Consider the following 22,408-nt stretch of genomic DNA (forward strand, 5'->3'; position numbering starts at 1 on the left):
CACCGATTCCTAACGCATTAATTTAAGCCAAGACGCTCGCCAGAGTAGGATCCGTCCTGCACCCGCCGCCACCAGGTCCGGTTGTTCAAATACCATTCCACGGTTTTACGAATGCCGCTGTCGAAAGTCTCCAGCGGCTGCCAGCCCAATTCCCGTTTGATCTTGGCGCCGTCGATGGCATAACGCAGATCGTGACCGGGACGGTCAGTGACGTAGGTAATTAAATCTTCGTAGTGAGCCAGCCCTTCGGGCTTGCCCGGTACCAGTTCATCAAGCAAACGGCATAGGGTTCGCACCACATCGATATTCCTGCGTTCGTTATGGCCGCCGATATTGTAGGTTTCACCCACCGCGCCGGCTGTAACGACTCTATATAAGGCCCTGGCATGGTCTTCGACATACAGCCAGTCGCGAATTTGCGCGCCGTTACCGTATACAGGCAACGGTTTGCCGGCGATGGCATTTAGAATAATCAGGGGTATCAGTTTTTCAGGAAAATGGTAAGGACCATAATTGTTAGAGCAATTAGTCACCAGGGTGGGCAGGCCATAGGTCCGGTGCCACGCCCGTACCAGGTGGTCGCTGGACGCTTTTGATGCCGAATAAGGACTGCTGGGGGCATAAGGGGTGGTTTCGGTGAACAAATCATCAGTGTTGTGCAAATCGCCGTAAACTTCATCGGTCGAGATATGATGAAAGCGAAAAGCCGCCTGGCGCGCGGCCGCCAGGGCCAGCCAATAGTGACGGGCGGCTTCCAGCAGGGTGTAGGTGCCGATGATGTTGGTTTCCATAAAGGCCGCGGGGCCGTCGATGGACCGGTCCACATGGCTTTCCGCTGCCAGGTGCATCACAGCGTCAGGCTGGTGTTGCGCAAAAACCCGATCCAGTGCGGCGCGATCGCATATATTGACCCGCTCAAAACCGTAGCGGGGGTCATCTTTTACACCGGCCAGGGACTCAAGGTTTCCCGCATAAGTTAGACAGTCAACCACCAAAACCTGATCCTGCGTATCCCTGATGATATGCCGCACAACTGCGGAACCAATAAAACCGGCACCGCCGGTAACTAAAATTTTCATTTAAAATGAATCCATTATTTCTTGTTGCTGGAAGATTGCATCAAAAATAGTTCATGTCGCCTGGGCCCGGCGGGCGATTATTGCCGCGCCCCGGGAACAGGCATCAACAGCCGCATGACGTACCACCGATATATTAACATCGATAAAGATAACTTTGGATGACTTACATTAAAGAAAATCGCCCAATCGTCCTTGATCTTGCCCGCGTTTGCTGACTCGTGCGCTATCCTGCGCGCCCAACCTACCGCCTGTAACGCCGATCATAGACAACACCATTAGGTTAGCAATGGACGATAACATGATGATAAAGGTACCCGTTATTCAGTGAAGTGGTATCAGAACTCACTGAAACTGACAATATAAGTATGCCGACAGTGCACACAATCAAACGGCGTCTGCCACGTGTAACGACATGGCGACATTAAGGTTTAAATCAAGAAAAAAACCGCACGCTAAAGCAGGGTTCACGGCGCGTTGCGCGTTTTGCCGGCCACAATCTGGGCTAAGGCGATTTTTAGTGGAAAAAACCAACACACCGGCGTCAAACCAGACGGCCTGGAAAGATAAAAAGCCGAAGCGAGCTTCGGCTTTTTATCTCAATTCAACATAGACTAGGAGCGGATCACTCTTTTTTGATGGAAAGATATGCCGGCATCTTCATTTCACGGTGACCCAGAGTCACATTTTCCAATAAAATAGCGGGAATAAACCATATCGCTGATAAAATCATCAAGCCGGTGGAGAGTATAGCCGTGGAGAATCTTGGCACCAGGCCTGTTTCATCATGATCATGGAATAAAGGTATCGCGAAAACAACACTGCTAATCGTGAATAACAGCGCCAAAATGCCATAAAAAAATGCTGTCCAATCGAGTATAGTTTTATTTTTGTAATGCATCGACTGGCGGTTTACTGCCTTCATGCCTAAATTGTTTCAATAACAGATAACAGCCGGTGACTGAGTAAATCACGATAAGGTTGGCGCTGGCGAAGCATAAAGTATATTTAGCGATGGGATTGATGTCATTTCCAAATAGGCAAGCAAGGCCAGGCGCGTTAATATCGCGGCTAAACTAACAAAGCAAAGTACAACAACGGGCGTTGCGTACCAATTTCCAACAAAACGCAATAAACTGACCCAAAAACCCAACACCGCGAAGAAGAACAAAAATGGCATCACCTTGCTATCTATAAAAAAACACTCCTCTCTCCTACTGTCCATTGTAGTTCGCTTCGTGCAGTACTAGACCGCCAAATGCAGTCGTCATTTTTGGGCAGGATAAACATAACTAACCCGCATATCGGTTTGAGCCAAAGGCGGCCCGCGGCTTTTCGGCAGTGCTCAGACGGCATGCAGAAAGTCTGAAATGTCAAAAATTGAGCATTAACACCTCTTTTGCTGCTTGATTTCCCCTACCCTCTATGGCCATCGGTGATAAAATGCCCTAATCAATTTTATCCAAGGGTATCGTTATGGCCAGGTGGTGGTACATTGCAGGCAATAAGCAGCAAGGTCCGGTTACCTTACCGACGATCAAACGCCTGTTAAAACGGCAGGTATTGGGCGCGCACAGCATAGTTTGGCGCGAGGGTTTTAGACAATGGACCCGACTGGACGCCTCGGCTGAACTGCAGCCCTTGCTGAAAACCACCCCGCCGCCCCTGCCGCGTGCGCCTGGTGCAGCTGCACACGCCGCTATGCCATACCCCAATGCAGAATCAAAACCGGCACAGCCCCAAACCCAAACGCCCGGCAACTGTCGCTGGCTGGCCGGCTTGCTAGCAATGTGTTGCTTAACGTTTGGCGCTTACCTGTTTTATCCACAGCACCTGTTAGAGCAAATGGTCGTGGGGGTTAAAACGCTCACACCTTCACTCACCCAGTCAGTCGCTTCCGCCACGTCCAGCACTGCAAGTGCCACCCTGGGAGAAAACCAGTGGCAAAATCCGGTCACCTTAAAGCAGGCCAATCTGGAGGGCTGGACCGTCAAACAGCTATCGACGGGTGAAGGCAGCGTCGCCAGCTCCTTTATCAGCGATAACGCGGTAGTCAATTTCAGCGTTGCCGCAGCCAAAAACCAAACCTTAAATGCCTTGGTCAATTATTTAAAAACCAATGAATCCGCGCTGCGCTTTGTCAACCAGGGTATCTATAGCCATACCGGCGGCCTGCCGAACTGGACCGGTATTGCCACCAGTACCGACGATCATGATAAAAGCTACGTGGTGCACGTCACCAATGCCCCCGATGGTTACGGCATCTTGATCGCCGCGATTAACCAACAAACTGCAAACAGCGTAAGCCGCCTTGAGGCGCTGATGACAAAGCTGGATCAGACTTTCAAGGGTAATTGATTCGTCAGCTTAGAGGTTGTCTGTCTCACATTAAGCAATACTCCCCTTTACAGAAATCGACATCGATCGCCTTTTATTAACCTGCTTCCGCGCAATTTTCAGCCGCTTTGATGATGATAAGCCCGCGCTTAGCCGAGACTATCAGCTGCTGACCGGTGATGAATCCAAACTCGGCGAGCCAATGGCCGCCAAGGTTGATTGCCGGCGCAGGGGTACGTTTACCGCCGTTAGGCACATAGCCCACCCGGTAAAGATGAACTTTATTTTTTGTTTTTGGGAGAGGTTTAGGCATGGCGCCGGCTTTGATCATGGGGACGATTGTGCTTGGCAATTCATTCTGTTTAAACATATCTAGTATTCCTTATCGGCCCAAAAAGTGGTAGAAATAAAAACAATACTGTATACATTACCAGTAAAAAACACCAAATCCAGTCAGAATATGATTTAAGAGGATAAGAATCGTTTATTGCAAATCGCATGCTATAAAATAGAAATAACTGTAATAGCGCACCAGTCTGGCGGCATCACGGCGATCAGTCTTCACACGCTCACCCGGTTTTTTCGGGATCAGGGACGGTGCACAGACCATGCAGTCAAAACCTTTCTTTATCAACCGGCGATAAAGGCCGTAACCACAGGGGCCGGCTTCATAAACAACCTGGACTTGTCCTGCTTTTGATATCAGCCGCTTGCAAAGGTGCCCAATGTCCGTTGGAGTGGTGCCGATTTTACCCATCAGTTCGACCGGTTCTGAGTTGATGGAATAGGCAACAGTAATCGATTCTTTGTGGACATCTAATCCGACATACAACGTGCTATTATTGTTGTTCATGCTGGCCTCCGTGAGGGAAATACCGGGGTGCGGCTCATGCCCACCCATGCGGCTCTGGCAGTGATGTTAACCCGCGTTAAATACTTCACGCCAGGCCAGCACCTGTCTCACGGAAAGTCATATTGTCTTACCTTCCGCCTCGCCGTAATCCTGATTCAGCTTTTTCGCAAGAACAGCAAGGCGTCTGCCTCCGCCAGGTTTTTTTCCTTACGGGCAGTTCCCGTTGTAGCCCTTTGATTTCTTTTTGCACTTGTTTTGCGACTGGCGGGTATATGTTTGCGGCGTCTGGAGAAAGTCCTGTTTCCACTGGTCAATTTTTTCAGGGCAAAACCCTTTGAGGCAGCAGTATTCACTCAGTTCGGCTTCACTGAGTGTGGCGGGTTCAACGATGACGGCAAAACGGGATTCAGTCGACCATTGGTCGGTGTTTTTATTGGCTCCGGGCACCGGTTTTCCCTCCATTTTGGCTTGGTTTCGCCAGTTATAAATGGTAGCTGACGATATCCCTTCCTGGAGTGCAAGTGCGGTAACAGTCATATTGTAAGGGGGGAAGTAATTCGGCTAAAACTGCCGCTTTACGTTCTGTTAAATAGCATTTCATATCAGGCTCCGTTGCCCCCATTTGAATTTTAGTATGGGATGTCAACTACCCGGTCAGAAGGGGGAAACACCGTCCTCTCATTCTCATTACACCCCGTAAAACCGCTGTGAGATGAACTATAACAAAATACTTTTCCCGTATTGAACGACAACAACATATCAACGCTTAGCAACGTAGCGGTTTGACCAACAAGACTATTGCCAGCAGCATGCCCAAACCATTAGCTTCTTTAATTATTGGATCAAATACAAAAAAAATGGCACTACTACAACAGTGATACCGGCCTTTATTCCTGTGCACCGGAATGTAGCAGGGAGTAATAGATCCGAGGGAGCCACTCAACCTGCCCAACAGCTGTTTGCCTGCCTAGTCCAACAACCGGATAAACAAACTTTTATTCTATGCTGAAAACAGCTTCACTTAACACGCGCTTAGCAAGGCGGGTTATCTGCCAAGTTAAGTCAGCTTGTTACCCGCTTATAAAATAACACCATAAACAATCTCTTCATGATGAGGTGAAAAATAACCGGCAAAAAGCCCGGCCAGCAACATTAGCCTACCAATACAACCTGTCAACAGCTCACAGTAATGAAACATGAACAAGGCTTTATAGTGGAAGAGCAAGTCACAATTGCTACATAATGGTACCATCGTATTGCCAAATCGGGTTGTGGAACACGTGAGAAAAATCTGCCTGTCAATATCAAAGGACATGACGAGTTAGCCACCAGCTAACGGATAAAACGCATGCAAATGCTGTAGAAAGTGGTTTTAGGCATGAAAACATAGCCTTATCGTGATAGTTATTGATAATTTTTATCCGGGTAACCGTGTGGGGAATCAAGTGACTCTGTAGCGCGTGAAACCTTTTACTTATTGTTAATTTTTTATGAATAGCTGTATTATCGCAGTTATACAACATAACCAATTGATTAAAATAGAAAGAAAATTGCAACATTCATCAAAACCCTAGCTTTTATCTTAATTTTTATAAAAAAATATCAATTTACATAAAATTATATTACTTTACGTTTTATGCTATGTTTAGATGGGTATTGCCGTGAAATACAGAGCAGATATTGACGGTCTAAGAGCTTTAGCAGTATTACCTGTTATTGCGTTTCATTTAGGGTTGCCTGGATTAACAGGTGGATTCACTGGTGTTGATATTTTTTTTGTTATATCTGGCTATTTGATATCAGGAATTATATATCAAGACACTATAAATAATGAATTTTCATACATTTCTTTCTATAAAAGAAGATGCTTACGTATTTTACCACCATTAATAGTAATGTTATTTTGCACTCTTATCATAGGCTATAAAATACTGCTGCCTCACCAAGTCGCCGAGTTGGGGAAAAGTAGTATTGCAACAGCTTTATTTTTTTCAAATTTTTATTTTTGGAGTCAAACCGGCTATTTTGATGGCCCTGCGGAAATGAAACCATTGCTTCATACTTGGTCACTCGCTGTTGAAGAACAATTCTATATTGTATTTCCAATTATTCTATTCTTTACTTTAAAACACATAAGAATAAAACCAACCTTTATATTAATTTTTTTAATTTTGGTTTCCTTTGCTTTAAGTGTATATGGCGTAAAATATAAGCCCAACTTGACATTTTATTTACTGCCTGCGCGAGCTTGGGAACTACTTTTAGGTGGATGGTTAGCATTATCCAACTTTGAAGAGTATCTAAATAATAAAAGCATATTATGCAGGAACTTATTAAGCTCAATAGGATTAGCGCTAATTTTTTTTGGTTTTTTTTGGTTAGACTCCTCAAAAAACTTCCCTTCTTATAATGCCTTATACCCATGCTTAGGTGCATTTCTAATCATTGCGTCGGGTAAGAATTCAATAATTGCCAAGGGATTGGCCTTAAAATCTGTGGTATATATAGGGACGATATCATATTGTTTGTATCTCTGGCATTGGCCTATTATCGTCTACACAAACTTACTTTTTGATTTATCAACGGCATTGAAAATAATGCTCGTTTTTACGCTGACATTATTACTGGCTATCTTTTCAAGGTATGTTATTGAAATTCCTTTTCGGTATAAGCTCAAGAATGTAAAATCGAAGTTTATAATCAATTCGTCTTTTATAGCGATTGTAATCACTGTAATTTTCTCAACGTATACGGCATATATTTCACATGATAGCTCTTTCTCAAAGGAGGCCTTAAGAATCGCTGAATATGCTGACTATAAAAATACTAAGGATTATGAATATCAGTATCGATACGGAAAATGTTTCATAAATGGCAGTGTCGGCTCTCCTGAAGATTATGACATGAAATTTTGTCTTTCATTGGAAAACTCAAAAAAGAATTATATCTTAATCGGTGATAGTCATGGCGCGCATTTATGGCGGGCATTGAGTAACGCAGCAGGAAGTCATATAAATATGATCCAAGCTACCGAATCGGGCTGTAAACCAGTAATGACCCAGAACATTGTAAATAAGTGCAGTATTTTCATGTCATATATTTATAAAGAATTTTTGCCCCATAATAAGGTAGACGGTGTAATTGTATCAGGAAGGTGGCGAAATGAAGATATCAAGGACTTGGTAAAAACCATTGAGTACATGAAAAACTTTGTAAATAATATTTACGTATTAGGCCCTACGGTTGAGTACAATGGCGTTTTACCAGATATCTTAGCCTATCAGATCAATGGAAGAAAAAACTTAACAAATAAACATCGTAAAACGGATATAAAAATTATCGATCAAACCATGAATCAGATACTACTAGCTAATAACATAAAATATATTTCAATATACAATATAATATGCTCAGAGAAAAAGTGCTTAGAATTGACTAAAGATAACGTCCCTATTGATTTTGACTATGGACATTTCACTTTAAGTGGAGCCAACAACGTAGCAGAAGTTATTATATCGATTTTTAAATCAGATAATTTCTTATGAAAATATATTAATATAAAAATAGCAAACGCGACACATCAAACTATTAACTACTAAGGAGAGCGAGCAATGGTGATATCAACATAACCATGAATAAAATATTCACATTTCAGGCATTATGATTCAGTAAGGTTAATCCTATTTTTAATTGCGCTAGTGTAAATGACTATAAATTGATATTTGCATTTGTTACAGTGAATAAATTGCTCGTAAAATGTATTTTAGAAAGTGAAGAAAGGCACTCTTGGAAGAGGAATTTTTATGATTGTCCCTGTAAAGACATGGTCGCCTGAACTTGAAGGTTTGAGAGGTATAGCATCTCTTTGGGTTATGTTCGGACATATTTGTTTATTAACACAGTTCCATTTCCCTGTCTTGTCTGATCCAGGGATTGGTGTTGATCTATTTATCCTGCTTTCTGGATTTTTGATGGCTAAAAACTATATGGAGCGACAAGTCGTTGAACCTTGGAATGACAAAAATACCTTTTTTAGATTTTGGATTAGACGCTTTTTCAGGATAGCGCCTTTATATTATTCCCTTTTGATATTTGCTTTACTCTTAGGGCCATGGTTTGGTGAACTTAGAGATATTATTTCGAGTTATTACCCTACAACCTCAACGGCAGCATCACGATATGCTGACCAATCATTTAATAACCTGATTACTCATGTAACATTTGTATTTGGCTTTATTCCACAGTATTCATTTAATACAGTACTTCCCGACTGGAGTATTGGATTAGAAATGCAATATTACGCCTTATTACCATTCATTATGATTTTGATAATAAAATTAGGCTATGTTAGAACATGTTTAAGCATAATAGTTTTCTGTATTATACTAAAATTTTCACTACCTTCTTATTTTAAATCTTTCGCAATGCCCTCAATGATATTCACTAAACTTCATATGTTTATGGCTGGCATGCTGATTTCTGAGGGAATAAGACGCAACGATATTAAATTTATATTCTATGCATTAATTGCACCATTCGCAAGTATATTAATTCATGTTGGTATTGATCGATTAAGAGTGATGGCAGAATTTGCAATGATAATGTTTATAACTGCTCTCATTTGGAAAAATGAGAAAAATGGCATCTTCAAAACCTTAATGTCTATACCAAAAAAAATGCTTACATCAAAATTCGCAAATTTTCTCGGCGATGTTTCTTTCTCTGTTTATCTTTTGCATCTCCTCATTATAATCCCTGCTATAGCTTTCTCACTGCAATATATCAACTTAAATACGTGGTCCAGTGCGGTAAGATTTATGATAATATCACTAATTTCAATTCCATTGATCTATACTCTAGCTTTAGTACTTTTTAAACTAATTGAAAAACCGGGAGTTCTCTTTGGTAAAATGTTAATAAAAAGGTCATTATGGATGGAGCAAAAGGAGTCCTAGATTTTAAACTAAGTATATAAGTTTTCCGATGCTGAATTGAATATAAAAAGCCTCGCAAAATGCAAGGCTTAAATATTTTAGAATCTAAATGGTTAAAAACTATCAATCATTATATCCGTTCGGATTATTTTCTTGCCACTTCCACGTATCGCGCATCATACAATCCAGATCCCGAGAAACCGACCAGCCCAGCTCTTTTTTGGCCAGTGAAGCGTCGGCCCAGAACGCGGCTAAATCGCCATCGCGGCGCGGTACAATGTCATATGGGATAGTCTTGCCGGAAGCTTTTTCAAATGCATGCACCATCTGCAGCACAGATGATCCTACTCCTCCGCCAAGATTATAGGCTTTGTAGCCTTTGATCGCAGCCAGATGATCTAAGGCCTTAAGATGGCCGTCGGCCAGATCCATAACATGGATATAGTCGCGAACGCAGGTGCCATCCTCCGTAGGATAATCATTGCCAAAAATCCTGAGCTTTTCCTGGCGCCCTACCGCCACCTGCGCAATAAATGGTAGCAGGTTATTAGGGATACCGTTGGGATCCTCGCCAATTCGTCCGGATTCATGAGCACCTACCGGATTAAAGTAGCGCAGCGCAATAATGGAGAACTGCGGTTCTGCCTTAGCGAAATCCGCTAGCACATGCTCTACCATGACTTTTGAAGTGCCGTAAGGGCTGGTCGTGCCGCCGATAGGAGTAGTCTCTATATAGGGTACCGGCGCATTCTCGCCATAGACGGTGGCTGACGAACTGAAAATAAAATTATGCACGCCGGCACGGCGCATCTCTTCCAAGAGTACCAAAGTGCCGGAAACATTATTCTGGTAATACTCCAGCGGCATGCGGGACGACTCCCCTACCGCTTTTAACCCGGCGAAATGGATAACCGCCGTGATATCGTGGTCGTCAAAGATCCGCTGCAGGCAGTCAGGATCGCGCACATCGCCCTGGTAAAAAATAATATCCTTATCCGCCAGCTCTGAGACACGATCAAGCGAGGCCTCGGAGGCGTTGCAGAGATTATCCAGTACTACCACTTCATCCCCGCGTTCGAGCAACGATAATACCGTATGGGAACCGATATAGCCGGCGCCCCCGGTGACAAGAATCGCCATAAAATCTCCTTGGGTAACATTTTTTAGCGTAGATAACCCCTAAAAACTACAGCAGGCTTTTGATCTTCTCGCGGAAATCTTTGCCCCATTTCTCGTTGCGCAAGCCGTAGGTGACAAATGCCTGCATATAACCCAGCTTACGCCCACAGTTAAAGCTTTTGCCCGTCAGGTAAAGCGCATCTACCGGCTGATGATTAACCAGCGACGCAATGGCATCGGTCAACTGGATACGACCCCAGGCGCCCGGCTCGGTTTTTTCCAGCAACGGCCAGATATCCGCGGATAGCACGTAGCGGCCGACAGCGGCCAGATCGGAATCGATGGAGCCCAGGTCCTGTGGTTTTTCAATAAAGGATTGAATCAGGGCACTGTCACCGGGTTCAGAAACATTGTCATTACAGCTAATAACCGAATATTCAGGTAAATGTTCACGTGGCATGGACTGTACCAAAACCTGGCTGTGGCCGGTTTCATGATAGCGTTTAACCATCGAGGCCAGGTTTTCAGTACGATTATTGTAAGTGGAGTCATCCAGCAGAATATCAGGCAGTACTACCACAAACGGGGAGTTGCCCAGCATCGGCTTGGCGGACAGGATGGCATGGCCTAACCCCAGCGGTTCGCCCTGGCGCACGTTCATAATCGTCAGGCCTTTAGGGCAGATCGCCTGCACCTCGGCTAACAGGGTGTTTTTGACCCGCGCTTCCAATAAAGCTTCCAATTCATAGGAGGTGTCGAAGTGGTTTTCAATGGCGTTCTTAGAGGCGTGCGTCACCAATACAATTTCTTTAATGCCGGCCGCTGCGCATTCTTCCACAAGATACTGGATCATCGGCTTGTCCACGATGGGCAGCATCTCTTTCGGTATGGCCTTGGTTGCCGGTAGTAAATGCATACCCAGACCGGCTACGGGGATAACAGCTTTTAGTATTTTCATTAAGTCAAGACTCAGTAGGTATGTTAAAGAAGACATGATTAGTTGTGTATAGACACAATATAGCACCTATTATCAGGTTCTGATTACCTTCTTCCTTCTCAGGAATGGCTATCAGTGCAACTTTTGTTCTGATAAAGTCGCTAGCAGCAAAGCTTAAAGGTGATTTTCAAAAAAAATCCAATAAAAACATTAATAACTAGTATTTTGCATGTTAAATTTTTGAAAAATAGTTGAACACAATAATAGCATATTGCATTAAAGCTGTCTCCTCAAAATAACTTTAATGCAATTACGGGCAACTTGTTGAAATGTACCACGTATAGGGTCTAGAAGATCTGTATTAACTATGTATCCATTCATCCCATCATCAAAAAGTAGCTTTGAGGAATTTACAATGCGTTCGTCCCAATGCTGATTCGTTCGATTACGGCTTTGTGCGCGATTTATGCGTTGCCTACTATCTATGCGTTGGTTCCAATCATCTCTAATCTCATGACTAAATTGATTTCCAGCCACTTTAGCTGACCGCAAATCTAATCTGTGTTGAATTTGTTCAGGATATCGATATTGAAAATGTTTAAGTCTAATATGATTTTTCCATATTAAATGAGGAAATCGAGCCTGTGGCCACAACATAAAGTCATTCCATTTGGTATTTCTATTCCTCACGAAACGAGCTTCAGAGCTATTACATGCAAAATATTTTAAAGTATCGACACAAGCACCATTTTTATATAAATCTGGATTGTTATTATAGGCAACAACATCACTTTCAGTGAAATAGTATTGAAAACTTGCACAATGAACAACATCATAATATTTGTCAACTTTTGCTAAAAAATCGCGTGGGCTGTCAATATAAAACTCATCCGAATCCAGTCTACATAACCAGTCACCTTCTTCTATGAGATTTTTGTATTTGTTATAAGCACGTGACCTTAGTCCATCTTGGAAGTCATCGGTAACTTGGCCAAATACTTCAATTTTATCCCAATATCTAAATTTTTCGTTGATTAATTCCCAAGTTCCATCTGTACTATTATGATCTATTAATACAATTTTATCGGCCCATTTTAGAGCGGATTCTAAAGAACGCTGTAAAATGTCAACTTCGTCTTTAACCATGCAAATTGCAAATATTTTCACTGTTCACCTATAAATAATTAGTCTAGCATCAAAATGATTATATATAATTTAGCAAAAATAATTTAATTACAAATTAAATACATTGAAAAAAAATCTTTTAGACACTAAATCATCTTTTTACAAAAAGATGCTATGATTATTGAATAAAACAGTTCTAAATAAGAAAATTGGAATTATATTATTTCGAATATCGGTTTTTTACTGCATTTATGCCATTAAGTAAACGGTCCAAATTTTCATCAAAAACGTTTTGTTCACTCAAAAAACCGCCATTTCTTGTTGCCTCTAATAACCGCGAAGTTACATATTCAATAGCACGCTCGCCACGATTTTTACTGACTTGACTTTCATAAAGACAAAATAGTTTATTTGGCAGGCGATAGTAAAGAGATTTAACTTTATTGATATATTTATGGCCCTCGACTGAATCAGTAAGATTTTGCTGTTTCTTAAAAGTTTTTAACGCTTCATCAACATCTTCACCGGGATGAAAGTTCTTTTCACCATAAAGATTAACTTTCCTATTATGCAATACATTCTGTAAAAAATTGCTTCCCACTACTATCGGCATATAAGGGCATGAAATTGTTTGCGTCCAATCCAACCACTTGAATGTATTTATTTGTGATGAAGTCACCATTGGAACCCAAGGAACTCGCATCGCATCAGCTATAATAGCTGCATGCATCGCATCAGCTAGAACTAATCTTGAGCGCCTTATTTTTTGGATTATTTCTGTAGCTTCACCACGCGGATTTACAAATTCGACATTTGCGCGCTGACACCCCCGCTCCCAAGGGCCCTTATCTAACGCATTGTGATGAGGAATAAAAATGGTTCCAGAGCGCTCATTTTCAGCACAGGGAGTAAATTCAGACAAGGTATTTAGCAAAGCCGCACCATCAGTAATATATTTTTCTTTACCTAATCCTAAAATTTGCGCGCTCAATGGTCCTCGTACACTAACAATGTCCCATTTATTTCCACCAAATCCTTTCGGAGGATGACCATATCCAATACCGCTACCGAAAACAATCCATTTGTTTGCGTCAGGCATTTCTGTGTTAATTATTGTTCCAATGCCTGAAAAACGGGTGTTATCGTCATTATCAAAAAAATTGGGCAATAACCTATCCCAAATCCATGCATTCAAATCATCTCCAAAATTACCTAATGCTGACTTATAATAATAAAGTTTCAATCTATACACTCCAAAGTTAAATAAACCCGATAATAGTATCAACAAAAAAGTATAACTAATTCAAATCACTAACCTACGATTGACTAAGAAGAATATTGATAAAAAGGTAAAGGAAGCAAAGACATAAGATCTTTGAAACCAAACATTATCACAAAATAGTTGTAAAATACAAAAGCCACTTTTCTTAACACCAAATAAATCACTTCCTATATAGAACAATTCTTAAAAAGAAATTTTTACAGTATAATCATGTTTATAGATCAAGACTCATGTTATCATCTGATTGATGTTATTCAATTGAGATAAAACCATGATCTATTCTGTGCAATATCTTCGAGGCATCGCCGCTTTATTGGTGGTGCTGCATCATATTGGAATCAAAGGTGCGCAATATAATGTTACACTTTTAGATGGATTTCATATTGGTTATTTTGGGGTGGACCTATTTTTCATCATATCTGCATTTATAATGTGCAATACTACAGATAAGAAATCGATAACTTTTAGTAGATTCATAGGTGCCCGTATCACTCGCATCATGCCACTGTATTGGTTAATGTCACTCTTGGCACTAGTAGTTTTTCTTATCAAACCCAGTTTAGTCAATAGTTCTGGCGGTGTAACCAGCATCTGGGCTTCCTTCACTTTATTACCTAATGGCGATCGTTATTTAGTTAATAACGGATGGACTTTAAGTTATGAGTTCATTTTTTATTTTATATTTGGCGTCGCGATATTTTTATCTGAAAAGAGAAAAATATTGATAACATCAAGCATTATAATCATGTTATGTACACTTGGCGTAATGATGAAGTTTGATTCAAGCTATTATACGTTCCTAACCAGTAAAATGTTATTCGAATTCATAATGGGTATGGGGGCATTTATTATATTACAAAAATATAACTTGCCGAAAAGTATTGCTACTGTATTGTTAACCGGTGGTATATTGCTACTGTTTTATCAAAATAATTTTGGAACAATCAAAACACCACTTAGTAGAACTTTTTTTGCAGGGATCCCGATGCTAATGATATTCATTGGGACTGTGAGATTTGAATATATATTGAAAAGGCAAAAGAATAAATTCCTTAAATTGATTGAAGAATTGGGGAATTCGTCATATTCACTTTATCTGATACATGCTTTTGTGTTAAGCCCCTGTGCATTGATTGCTGCAAAATTAGGATTAACCTCTTATCCATTGATATTTTGCGCCATACCTCTTATCGCATCATTAGCTGCAGGTTGGCTGTGCTACAAATACATAGAGACTCCCATCAATAATAAACTTAAAATCCACACCGCCAAACAGCGTGAAAAAGCAGCTTGAGAAAACGATATGGGCAGCGAGACTAATGTTGCTCATATCTCTCAACTAGCTATGCTACCAAATTCCCTCCATCCTTCCTTGGTCATAACTATCCCTTCGCGACCACCTGGTTTAGTAATGATGTAATTTATTTTGTCACCTAGAGATGCTAGATATCTATTATGAACGTTATCAATACGATTGGGTTCAAAAACTAATTCATTTTCAGTAATACCTCTAGAAAATGTATTTCCATAAATCACAAGAGGTGCTTTGACTCCATCAATAGAACTAGCAACAAAAGCCTCACCATCAGAAGAGTTATTGGAAATTTTAATGATGCTCGTAGCTTTCAACGACAAAAACGCAACATTATCTATATTTCCCACAATATGATTACCACTAATTTGAATATTTGAAGATCCGGATATTAGATTAATAAATTCTTTGGCACTGGCTGGAGCCTTTGTAGCTTTAGTGATGATAATTTCATTATTTTTTATTACATACGAATTATTAGAAACTTGAAGAAAAGAAGTCGAAAAATCACGAGGAATCTCAAAAGTATTATTAGCAACGAGACTTTCTCCACCGTTGAGTTCTATAATGCACTGAGTTAAACCTCTATTCGAAAAATAATTTTCTGAAAGAGTTATTTTGGCATCAGAAATAATACCTATTTGTCCAATTATTACATTTCGAGTAAAAAATATTCTTTGTGAATTAATATTACGTACGATCTTTATTATTGGTGTTTTCTTTGAATTTATAATAAATGAATTATTTTCAAATGTGCCAAACACATTATGTAGTAAAACAGAATCCTTAGGTGCTGCATCCTTTGCAACAAAAAAAGTATTCCCACGCATTTCCAAACCAAATAACCGGCCTTTTCCTGAAGAAACAAAAAAAGAGGCACTACCGTACATATCTATGTAATTATATAAAAATTTCAAATTGATACGATTAGTAGTAATCGGCGGGTAATTTTCAGTACGGACATAATTATGCGATATCTCCAAACTTAAATTATAGCTTTCATCTTTCGCAAAAGTCATCCCCCCCAGATGTGAACGATGTTGTTCTAGCCCACCCTGTGGACATTTTATATTCTCACAATCAAGCATGTTAGTGTAATTACGCTGTACGACTCCTCTTACACCGCTACACGTTATGGGTAGATAGCAGTTCAAAACAATATTATCAACAATAGAGACATCAGCATGCGTCTCACTTTTTATCCCGATAGTATAACCATTGACAATACAATTACTAATTTCTACGCCCCTCGACGCTGTGTCTAAGTGCTCTTTATCGTCTGATATCCAATCTGTTAGCGGTGGTCCAGCCTTATTCTTTTTCTTTGAAACAATACTTGATTCACTCCAGAAAGCTATATACCCACAGAGCGTATTTTTTAGCTGCTGCTTATTATCAGGGGACAAATAGTCCACATTATATTTTCGCGTATTCCAAGCAAGACAGTTATTAATTTTACCTGAGAAACATGACCAGAAAAAAACAGCCCCTCCACTATTATCTCTGTCCATTCTATTATCTCTTGCTAAAATCTGGTTGGCTGAAACATTGTAGAAAGAAAGATTTTCTGCCACCGGGTAAAAACAACGGCGACAACACACTCCATTGCCATAAATATTATGCATTTGAACATTGCGGATTATCGGGTTTAAGCAATAATTGAAAAATAAGGCTGTAGTACCAATCGAGTGTGGAGTGGGATGGCATTCATTTAGATTCGCAAGGTCGGTCCCACCTTTATTTCTTTGTTTTGAGTAGTCTATTGTTAGGTTTTCAATTATAATGTTATTGATAAATCTATCCGAATCCATTCCAATAAAAGATAACAGATTCTCTTCTGATGTCCAATTTTTATTACTTTTACGTTCCGGTGGGTCTATATTATCGAATGTAATTATTGTACTTTTTCCCTGTCCCATTATTGAAAAGTTTTTAATGCCGTCGAACCAAACTATTTTTTTTCTTAAAACCCCAAAATTTATCTCACCTGCTGGGAAAGAAAGAACGCCTCCATTCTTTGCAACATAATCGATTGCAGCAGATATATTGTCTACACGGGCAATCCCATCCCCCACTACACCGAACCACTGCGCATTTATAATTGTCTCAACTTCCCGTATCCAACACCACTGAGCGTTAACACGAAATACAACCCCACCATCCTCCACCAGTTTATCACTCTCCACGGCGAAAAGCGTTCCACCTCCAGATTTAGGTTCGATTGGTGAAATCTGATGCCATGAAGATAACAAAATACGTTGTCCAGGGGATTGAGGTATTATTTTTTTTAGCGCATCAACATCTGGACATTGACCAATAAACTTTGCTCCATCAAAAGCGAAAAGGTTACTTAAAATATGCTTAAAAGTAGCAGTAGTGTCTAAATTATTTTTCGGAATATTATTTGGCAATAAAGACATTTCATTAGATCTATTTTCCGATGCAACATTTTTACTACTTACGAGTAGGGAAAAAAACGGCAAGGAACAAAATAATTTTTTTAGGAAAATCCTACGTTTAATCCTTTTACTACCATTTGGTAAATGTGACTTTGATATATTATTCATACTACCTCGATCATACGATGTCTAAGTATCGTCCAGGGAAATATGAGTATCGACTCGTGTAAATATTTTTTGTGGTCAAGCTGAAAAGACTAATATGCTTCTTTACTGATAAATCCTTTAAATACTGTAAAAAAGACTATTTTTAAATCTAACCAAACACTCCATTCACGTATGTACTCCAAATCATAATCTATTCGCTTCTGCATTTTCTCAATTGTATCTGTTTCGCCTCGCCATCCATTGATCTGCGCCCACCCTGTAATTCCTGGTTTTACTTTATGACGGAGCATATAACCTGTGATTAAACTACGATATTGTTCATTATGCGCAACAGCATGTGGTCTAGGACCTACAATCGACATATCACCAATAAGAACATTAAAAAACTGGGGGAGCTCGTCTAGCGAGGTCCTTCTTAAAAATCCACCAAAACGGGTTAATCGCTCATCACCCTTCTTTGCTTGTATGATTTTATCGCCATCATCCATGACATTCATAGATCGGAATTTCCAAACAAGGATTGGCTTCCCATCGATTCCATATCTTTTTTGCCTGAATATGACAGGGCCAGGTGATGTCACTTTTACAGCTACAGCAATTAACAATAACATCGGCATAATAAATGCCAATATTAGTATAGAAAGAATAACATCCTCTATACGTTTCAAGACCATATTCATTCCGCTGAGAGGAGTATCTGCGATTGACAATACCGGCAATCCATTAATATCTTCAGACCTTGAACGTAATATGCTGAAAGTAAAAATATCTGGAATCAACATAATAGAACATGTAGTATCATATAACTCATTTACTAAATGTTTTATATTAGCTTCTTCAGTCATAGGCATCGCAATATATATTCTATCTATACGGCCTTCTTTAGCATCGCTAATTACTTGCCATATATTATCAATATATTTTAGTCTATTGTCTTTTTCAGAAGGATGATCGCCATAAACTCCAGCAATATTGAGACCAAGCCACGGAGCATCAAGTAAACTTGTAGCCAATTCTATGCCAACTGTTGAATTACCAACAATTGCAACATTTCGAGTATTATATCCCCGATGCCGTACGAGGCCAATAAAATACCGTATAAGCATTCGGGAAAGAACAATATTTATACTTACTAATAAGTACCATTCAGAGAAAGTTATAAAATTTAATTCGTACAAATGAACTATTGACATAGCTCCAGCTGTAAGAAAAAGACTTAGAGTCCAGTTTTGCAGCACCATAGTAATTTCAGTACGTAGTTTTACGCCACGCCATGAACGGTAAAAATCTGTAATACCTCCGATCATTTGAAAAATAACCAGTGCGCTTAATGCCATCAAATGATGCATAGGAGTTATAATTATTGAATTTAGTTTACATATACCATATAAACTAAAAAACATGATAAATATATCAGAAAATCGCTGTACTATTGATATAAGTGAAGCATTTGTCGCAATACGATGATTGAATTTTTTATTCATAGTATACACCGAGTACATTAAGCTAATTATAAATATAGATCATCTTTAGGCCAGTACTATGATTAAGAAGAAAATGGCTAGTTCATTTTTGATTCTAGGATAATGGTATAAATCGAGAGAGTATTTGAGACCATTTTTTCAGAAGTGAAATGTTCTTTAAAAAACGTATTTCCTGCCAAACTCATTGAATCAAGATCGCTTCCCTCCATTTTTAACATTTTTTCTCTTAAATCATCCGCATTACCATTTTTGAATAAATACCCGGTAACTCCATCGATAACTACTTCTGGTAAAGAGGTCGAGTTACTAGCAATAATTGGTAAGTGATAACTCATGGCCTCCAATGGCACCATCGCAAACCCCTCCCATCGACTAGGAATGACTAGTGCATCAGCTTCTACGAAGTATTTCTCTAATTCAGACGATTTCAACCATCCTGTATACGTGATCCCTTCCAAATTTACTTTTTTGATTTCAGAATGAACACTTTCTCCTATTATTGTTAACTTAATATTTGGGTTTTTAATGTTTGCCATAGCCTCAATCAAAAGATCATATCCTTTTTGATGATCTAATCGGCCAACAAACAAAAAATTGAAAGTATCATTTACTTGTTTGTGCCTAACGGATTCTCTAATTGGGACACCATTGTATATTACAACAAGTTTCTTAGATTTTACACCTAACTTATAAGCTTCATCTTTTTCATACTGGCTGACACATATCACTTTATCAGTAATGATAAGGAAAAACTTCTCAACTAACACGTAAATTTTTTTCTTTAATGATGTTCCCTCCATCAAGAAAGAAAAAGCATGTGGGCAATAAATTACTTTTGGCCTGCGTACGGGCCATAGAATAATTAAAGCTACTCTGCATACCACACCAGCAAAAGTGCTATGAAGGTGGACAATATCAGGTTTATTTTGGATTACGTTCTTAGAAAACAAAATAAATAATCTACAAAATGACGATATATTTCTTCCTGTTCTTTTGAATAATTCGATGTGCTGTTTATCAATCCCTGGAAGATCTTCTACTTGTGAATTAGGAATTAGACTTATGACAGAAGTGAATTTTTTTGAGTCTATCTGAGACATCATTAATTGTTTTAATACGGTGGCAACACCACCCTTTATAGTTTCAGCCGCGTGCAAGACTTTCATTCTCTTTTTCCTTTATTACTTCAGTTTTCCCTCTGGAAACAAATAATACATAAAAGAACAGTGGGTATAGTGGCGATAGATGTCTAACGTAGCTTCCATAATCAGGTTCAAATATGCTTTGTATGGCCGTAAAAGATATGATGAGACAAATTGTCGCCTTCAGCGTCGTATTTTTTTTTGTTATCAGTTCTGACTTAGTTGCCGACCAAAACTTCCAGAATAACATTGATATGAAAAAAGATATAATAAGATAAAATGGAGATAGCGATAATATCAGTGGAATAGGTACCATCATAAATAGCCAAACCAAATAAACATTCAGCCACCCAATTATAACGCCACCACCTGGTATATAGCTTGTTATCATTGATTTCGCACTAATATCAACCGCTTCGCTCCGTATATCATTAACCATTGTTCTATAGTTATCGAGATCAACTCCCATTCCAATTTTAAATAAAACAGCAAGTACAAATAACAACGCTAAAACAATTAGAAATAATTGCTTCGGCTTTTTTATCCAACTGAACATTACATATAACGTCCAAAACAAGGCTAAGATAAGAAGCCAGTAACCTCTAAAAAAATAAGCATAAAATAGGGCTACAACACTCCATATAACTAGCCCTATGGCTTTATGACTTGCCAGTGAAATAAAAGGGATAATAATAAGTAATACGATAAAGTCTTTGCTTAATAATGTCATATAGACAATTGATAACAGCATACAGTATAAGAACATACCAAGCTCTAATAGACTCATTCTTGTAGCTTTTGATTTTTTTAGTATCCAGAAAAAGAAACCACATATAATTAAGGCAGAGATAACAGGAAAAACTATAGAGTCTTTTGAGACATTTAATGCACTATAAAAGGCTGCAGTACTTGCATAAGAATCTCCTTTCGTTAAAGTACTTTTATGCATAATAAAATTATTGATTGTATTGGCATCAAGAAAGTAATAATTTGGAAAAACCTTTTGCTTAATCGTTGCAAAAAGTGGGAAAACTAACAATACAAATATCCAGACAAACAACGACAGATAGGCATCAAGCACAAAATACTGCCCTCTACTAATAGTAATTTTTATCTTAGTTGGCTTCATATAGTTTTTCCAGGCTTGTTTTTGCCTTACTTATTTGTTTTAAAAATTTTTCTTGGGAGTAGTTATCGGCAACATACTTTCTTCCGTTTTGTCCTAACTTAATTCTGAGGATATCATCGTGTTTGAGCTCAATAATCGAGTTTACTGCGTCATAAACAGTTTCAACTGTCATACCAGTGATTCCATTACTAACGTAATTGGAAAGTTCACCGACGGGCTTCACTATACATGGTAATCCTATGCTCATTGCTTCTAGTGTAGCGATGCTTAAGCCTTCAAAATCACTCATCAAAATATAGGCATCGTATTCTGCGGCATCGGATATCCAATTGTCGACAAACCCACGGAAGATAATTTTTCCATCAAGACGAAGATCTGCAACTATCTGCTTAAGATGCGAAAGTAATTCCCCATCCCCGTATATTGTAAGTTCAATATCAACATTCTGCCTACAAAGATTATTGACAACATCGATCAACTGCGGATAATTTTTTTGCGTCATTAGGCGCCCAACAGCCATCAATTTTATTTGTTGATCAATAGAATAAATTTGTTTAATCGGCACATCTGACTGAACAAAAAACAAATTAAGGACAATATTTTTTGCCTTTTTTCTTCGGGCTAACAATGACCGTCGCGTAGCGATAGAATCGCACCAGAAAATATTAGTCAGAAAATCAGTTGCTTTTAACAAATACCATGCTGGTCTACTCGAAAAATGAGTATTATGTTCGAAAGTAATGTGATTAAATGAGGGGTATAAAAGCTTTACCATTCGAGTAACTATTACCGATTGTGATAATGAAGCGATAACAATATCTGGCCTTATATTTTTTATAATTTTATAAAGAGAAAGTGCGTAGTTGAATATTTTTTTATTTTTAACTTCTGAGTGACTTAAATAAATAATTTCAATATTAGAAATCTTTTCAATTCGCTGTTCTAAATTTGAACTGCTTTTGGTGAGGCATACAATGTGCAATTGAGTATCAGCAAAAAGACCATTGCTAATTAGAGTCTCCAATCCCATCTCGGCTCCGCCAGGATGTAGAGAGTTAATAACGTAAATAATTTTTTTACCTAAAATGCACATTTTACAAACCTCAGGTTT

General features: G+C 39.1%; 17 protein-coding genes and 1 pseudogene. 4 read left to right on the plus strand and 14 right to left on the minus strand.

The genetic code is table 11. The features are described 5' to 3' along the window. Positions 1-17: 17 nt before the first annotated feature. Positions 18-1,079 carry a dTDP-glucose 4,6-dehydratase gene (gene rffG / locus GRH90_RS06040; RefSeq protein ID WP_162365022.1) on the minus strand — a complete coding sequence of 354 codons (1,062 nt, stop codon included), beginning with the start codon at positions 1,077-1,079 and terminating at the stop codon, positions 18-20. Between the two features lie 622 nt (positions 1,080-1,701). After that, positions 1,702-2,001, minus strand: coding sequence for a hypothetical protein (locus GRH90_RS06045; RefSeq protein WP_162365023.1), 300 nt, complete (start codon positions 1,999-2,001; stop codon positions 1,702-1,704). Between the two features lie 551 nt (positions 2,002-2,552). Between GRH90_RS06045 and GRH90_RS06050 the strand changes: the two genes are divergently transcribed. Next, positions 2,553-3,434, plus strand: coding sequence for a DUF4339 domain-containing protein (locus tag GRH90_RS06050; RefSeq protein WP_162365024.1), 882 nt, complete (start codon positions 2,553-2,555; stop codon positions 3,432-3,434). Between the two features lie 76 nt (positions 3,435-3,510). Here the strand turns inward: GRH90_RS06050 and GRH90_RS06055 are convergent, their stop codons facing one another. The 3 genes and pseudogenes from GRH90_RS06055 to GRH90_RS06065 all read right to left on the minus strand — a co-directional run bounded on the left by GRH90_RS06055 (position 3,511) and on the right by GRH90_RS06065 (position 4,713). Further along, positions 3,511-3,783: a SymE family type I addiction module toxin gene (locus GRH90_RS06055; protein WP_162365025.1), complete on the minus strand. Its 273-nt coding sequence runs from the start codon at positions 3,781-3,783 to the stop codon at positions 3,511-3,513. Between the two features lie 156 nt (positions 3,784-3,939). Then, a pseudogene (locus GRH90_RS06060) lies at positions 3,940-4,266 on the minus strand (IS110 family transposase); the annotation flags it as partial. 207 nt (positions 4,267-4,473) lie between these two features. Further along, positions 4,474-4,713 carry a hypothetical protein gene (locus tag GRH90_RS06065; RefSeq protein WP_162365026.1) on the minus strand — a complete coding sequence of 80 codons (240 nt, stop codon included), beginning with the start codon at positions 4,711-4,713 and terminating at the stop codon, positions 4,474-4,476. A 1,214-nt stretch (positions 4,714-5,927) separates the two neighbouring features. Between GRH90_RS06065 and GRH90_RS06070 the strand changes: the two genes are divergently transcribed. Both GRH90_RS06070 and GRH90_RS06075 read left to right on the plus strand, forming a co-directional pair. Beyond that, the gene (locus GRH90_RS06070) at positions 5,928-7,811 is read left to right on the plus strand and encodes an acyltransferase family protein (protein ID WP_162365027.1); all 1,884 of its coding nucleotides are present in this window, start codon (positions 5,928-5,930) and stop codon (positions 7,809-7,811) included. Between the two features lie 261 nt (positions 7,812-8,072). Further along, the gene (locus GRH90_RS06075) at positions 8,073-9,221 is read left to right on the plus strand and encodes an acyltransferase family protein (protein WP_162365073.1); all 1,149 of its coding nucleotides are present in this window, start codon (positions 8,073-8,075) and stop codon (positions 9,219-9,221) included. A gap of 102 nt (positions 9,222-9,323) precedes the next feature. Here GRH90_RS06075 and galE read toward each other — a convergent pair whose 3' ends face one another. From galE to GRH90_RS06095, 4 genes are all read right to left on the minus strand, one after another. Then, complete coding sequence (galE, locus tag GRH90_RS06080; RefSeq protein ID WP_162365028.1) at positions 9,324-10,340, minus strand: UDP-glucose 4-epimerase GalE; 1,017 nt, start codon at positions 10,338-10,340, stop codon at positions 9,324-9,326. A gap of 46 nt (positions 10,341-10,386) precedes the next feature. Next, complete coding sequence (locus GRH90_RS06085; protein WP_162365074.1) at positions 10,387-11,277, minus strand: sugar phosphate nucleotidyltransferase; 891 nt, start codon at positions 11,275-11,277, stop codon at positions 10,387-10,389. 255 nt (positions 11,278-11,532) lie between these two features. Then, the gene (locus tag GRH90_RS06090; RefSeq protein WP_162365029.1) at positions 11,533-12,423 is read right to left on the minus strand and encodes a glycosyltransferase; all 891 of its coding nucleotides are present in this window, start codon (positions 12,421-12,423) and stop codon (positions 11,533-11,535) included. A gap of 178 nt (positions 12,424-12,601) precedes the next feature. Further along, a complete protein-coding gene (locus tag GRH90_RS06095) occupies positions 12,602-13,624 on the minus strand; it encodes a polysaccharide pyruvyl transferase family protein (RefSeq protein WP_162365030.1) in 1,023 nt (340 codons plus the stop codon). A gap of 310 nt (positions 13,625-13,934) precedes the next feature. Between GRH90_RS06095 and GRH90_RS06100 the strand changes: the two genes are divergently transcribed. Further along, the gene (locus tag GRH90_RS06100) at positions 13,935-14,957 is read left to right on the plus strand and encodes an acyltransferase family protein (protein WP_162365031.1); all 1,023 of its coding nucleotides are present in this window, start codon (positions 13,935-13,937) and stop codon (positions 14,955-14,957) included. Positions 14,958-14,998: 41 nt separating this feature from the next. Here the strand turns inward: GRH90_RS06100 and GRH90_RS06105 are convergent, their stop codons facing one another. The 5 genes from GRH90_RS06105 to GRH90_RS06125 form a co-directional block, all read right to left on the minus strand. Beyond that, positions 14,999-17,542 carry a right-handed parallel beta-helix repeat-containing protein gene (locus tag GRH90_RS06105; RefSeq protein ID WP_162365032.1) on the minus strand — a complete coding sequence of 848 codons (2,544 nt, stop codon included), beginning with the start codon at positions 17,540-17,542 and terminating at the stop codon, positions 14,999-15,001. An 89-nt stretch (positions 17,543-17,631) separates the two neighbouring features. Beyond that, positions 17,632-19,026, minus strand: a complete 1,395-nt coding sequence (wcaJ, locus tag GRH90_RS06110) for an undecaprenyl-phosphate glucose phosphotransferase (protein ID WP_162365033.1) — start codon at positions 19,024-19,026, stop codon at positions 17,632-17,634. Positions 19,027-19,103: 77 nt separating this feature from the next. Further along, on the minus strand, positions 19,104-20,192 hold the full coding sequence (locus tag GRH90_RS06115; RefSeq protein WP_162365034.1) for a glycosyltransferase: 1,089 nt from the start codon (positions 20,190-20,192) through the stop codon (positions 19,104-19,106). Then, positions 20,170-21,297 carry a hypothetical protein gene (locus GRH90_RS06120; RefSeq protein ID WP_162365035.1) on the minus strand — a complete coding sequence of 376 codons (1,128 nt, stop codon included), beginning with the start codon at positions 21,295-21,297 and terminating at the stop codon, positions 20,170-20,172. The genes GRH90_RS06115 and GRH90_RS06120 overlap by 23 nt, the downstream gene beginning before the upstream one ends. Further along, complete coding sequence (locus tag GRH90_RS06125; RefSeq protein ID WP_162365036.1) at positions 21,284-22,390, minus strand: glycosyltransferase; 1,107 nt, start codon at positions 22,388-22,390, stop codon at positions 21,284-21,286. Before GRH90_RS06125 ends, GRH90_RS06120 begins: the two co-directional genes overlap by 14 nt. Positions 22,391-22,408: the final 18 nt, after the last annotated feature.

This window comes from Acerihabitans arboris (genome assembly GCF_010131535.1).
GTDB classification, from domain to species: Bacteria; Pseudomonadota; Gammaproteobacteria; order Enterobacterales; family Enterobacteriaceae; genus Acerihabitans; species Acerihabitans arboris.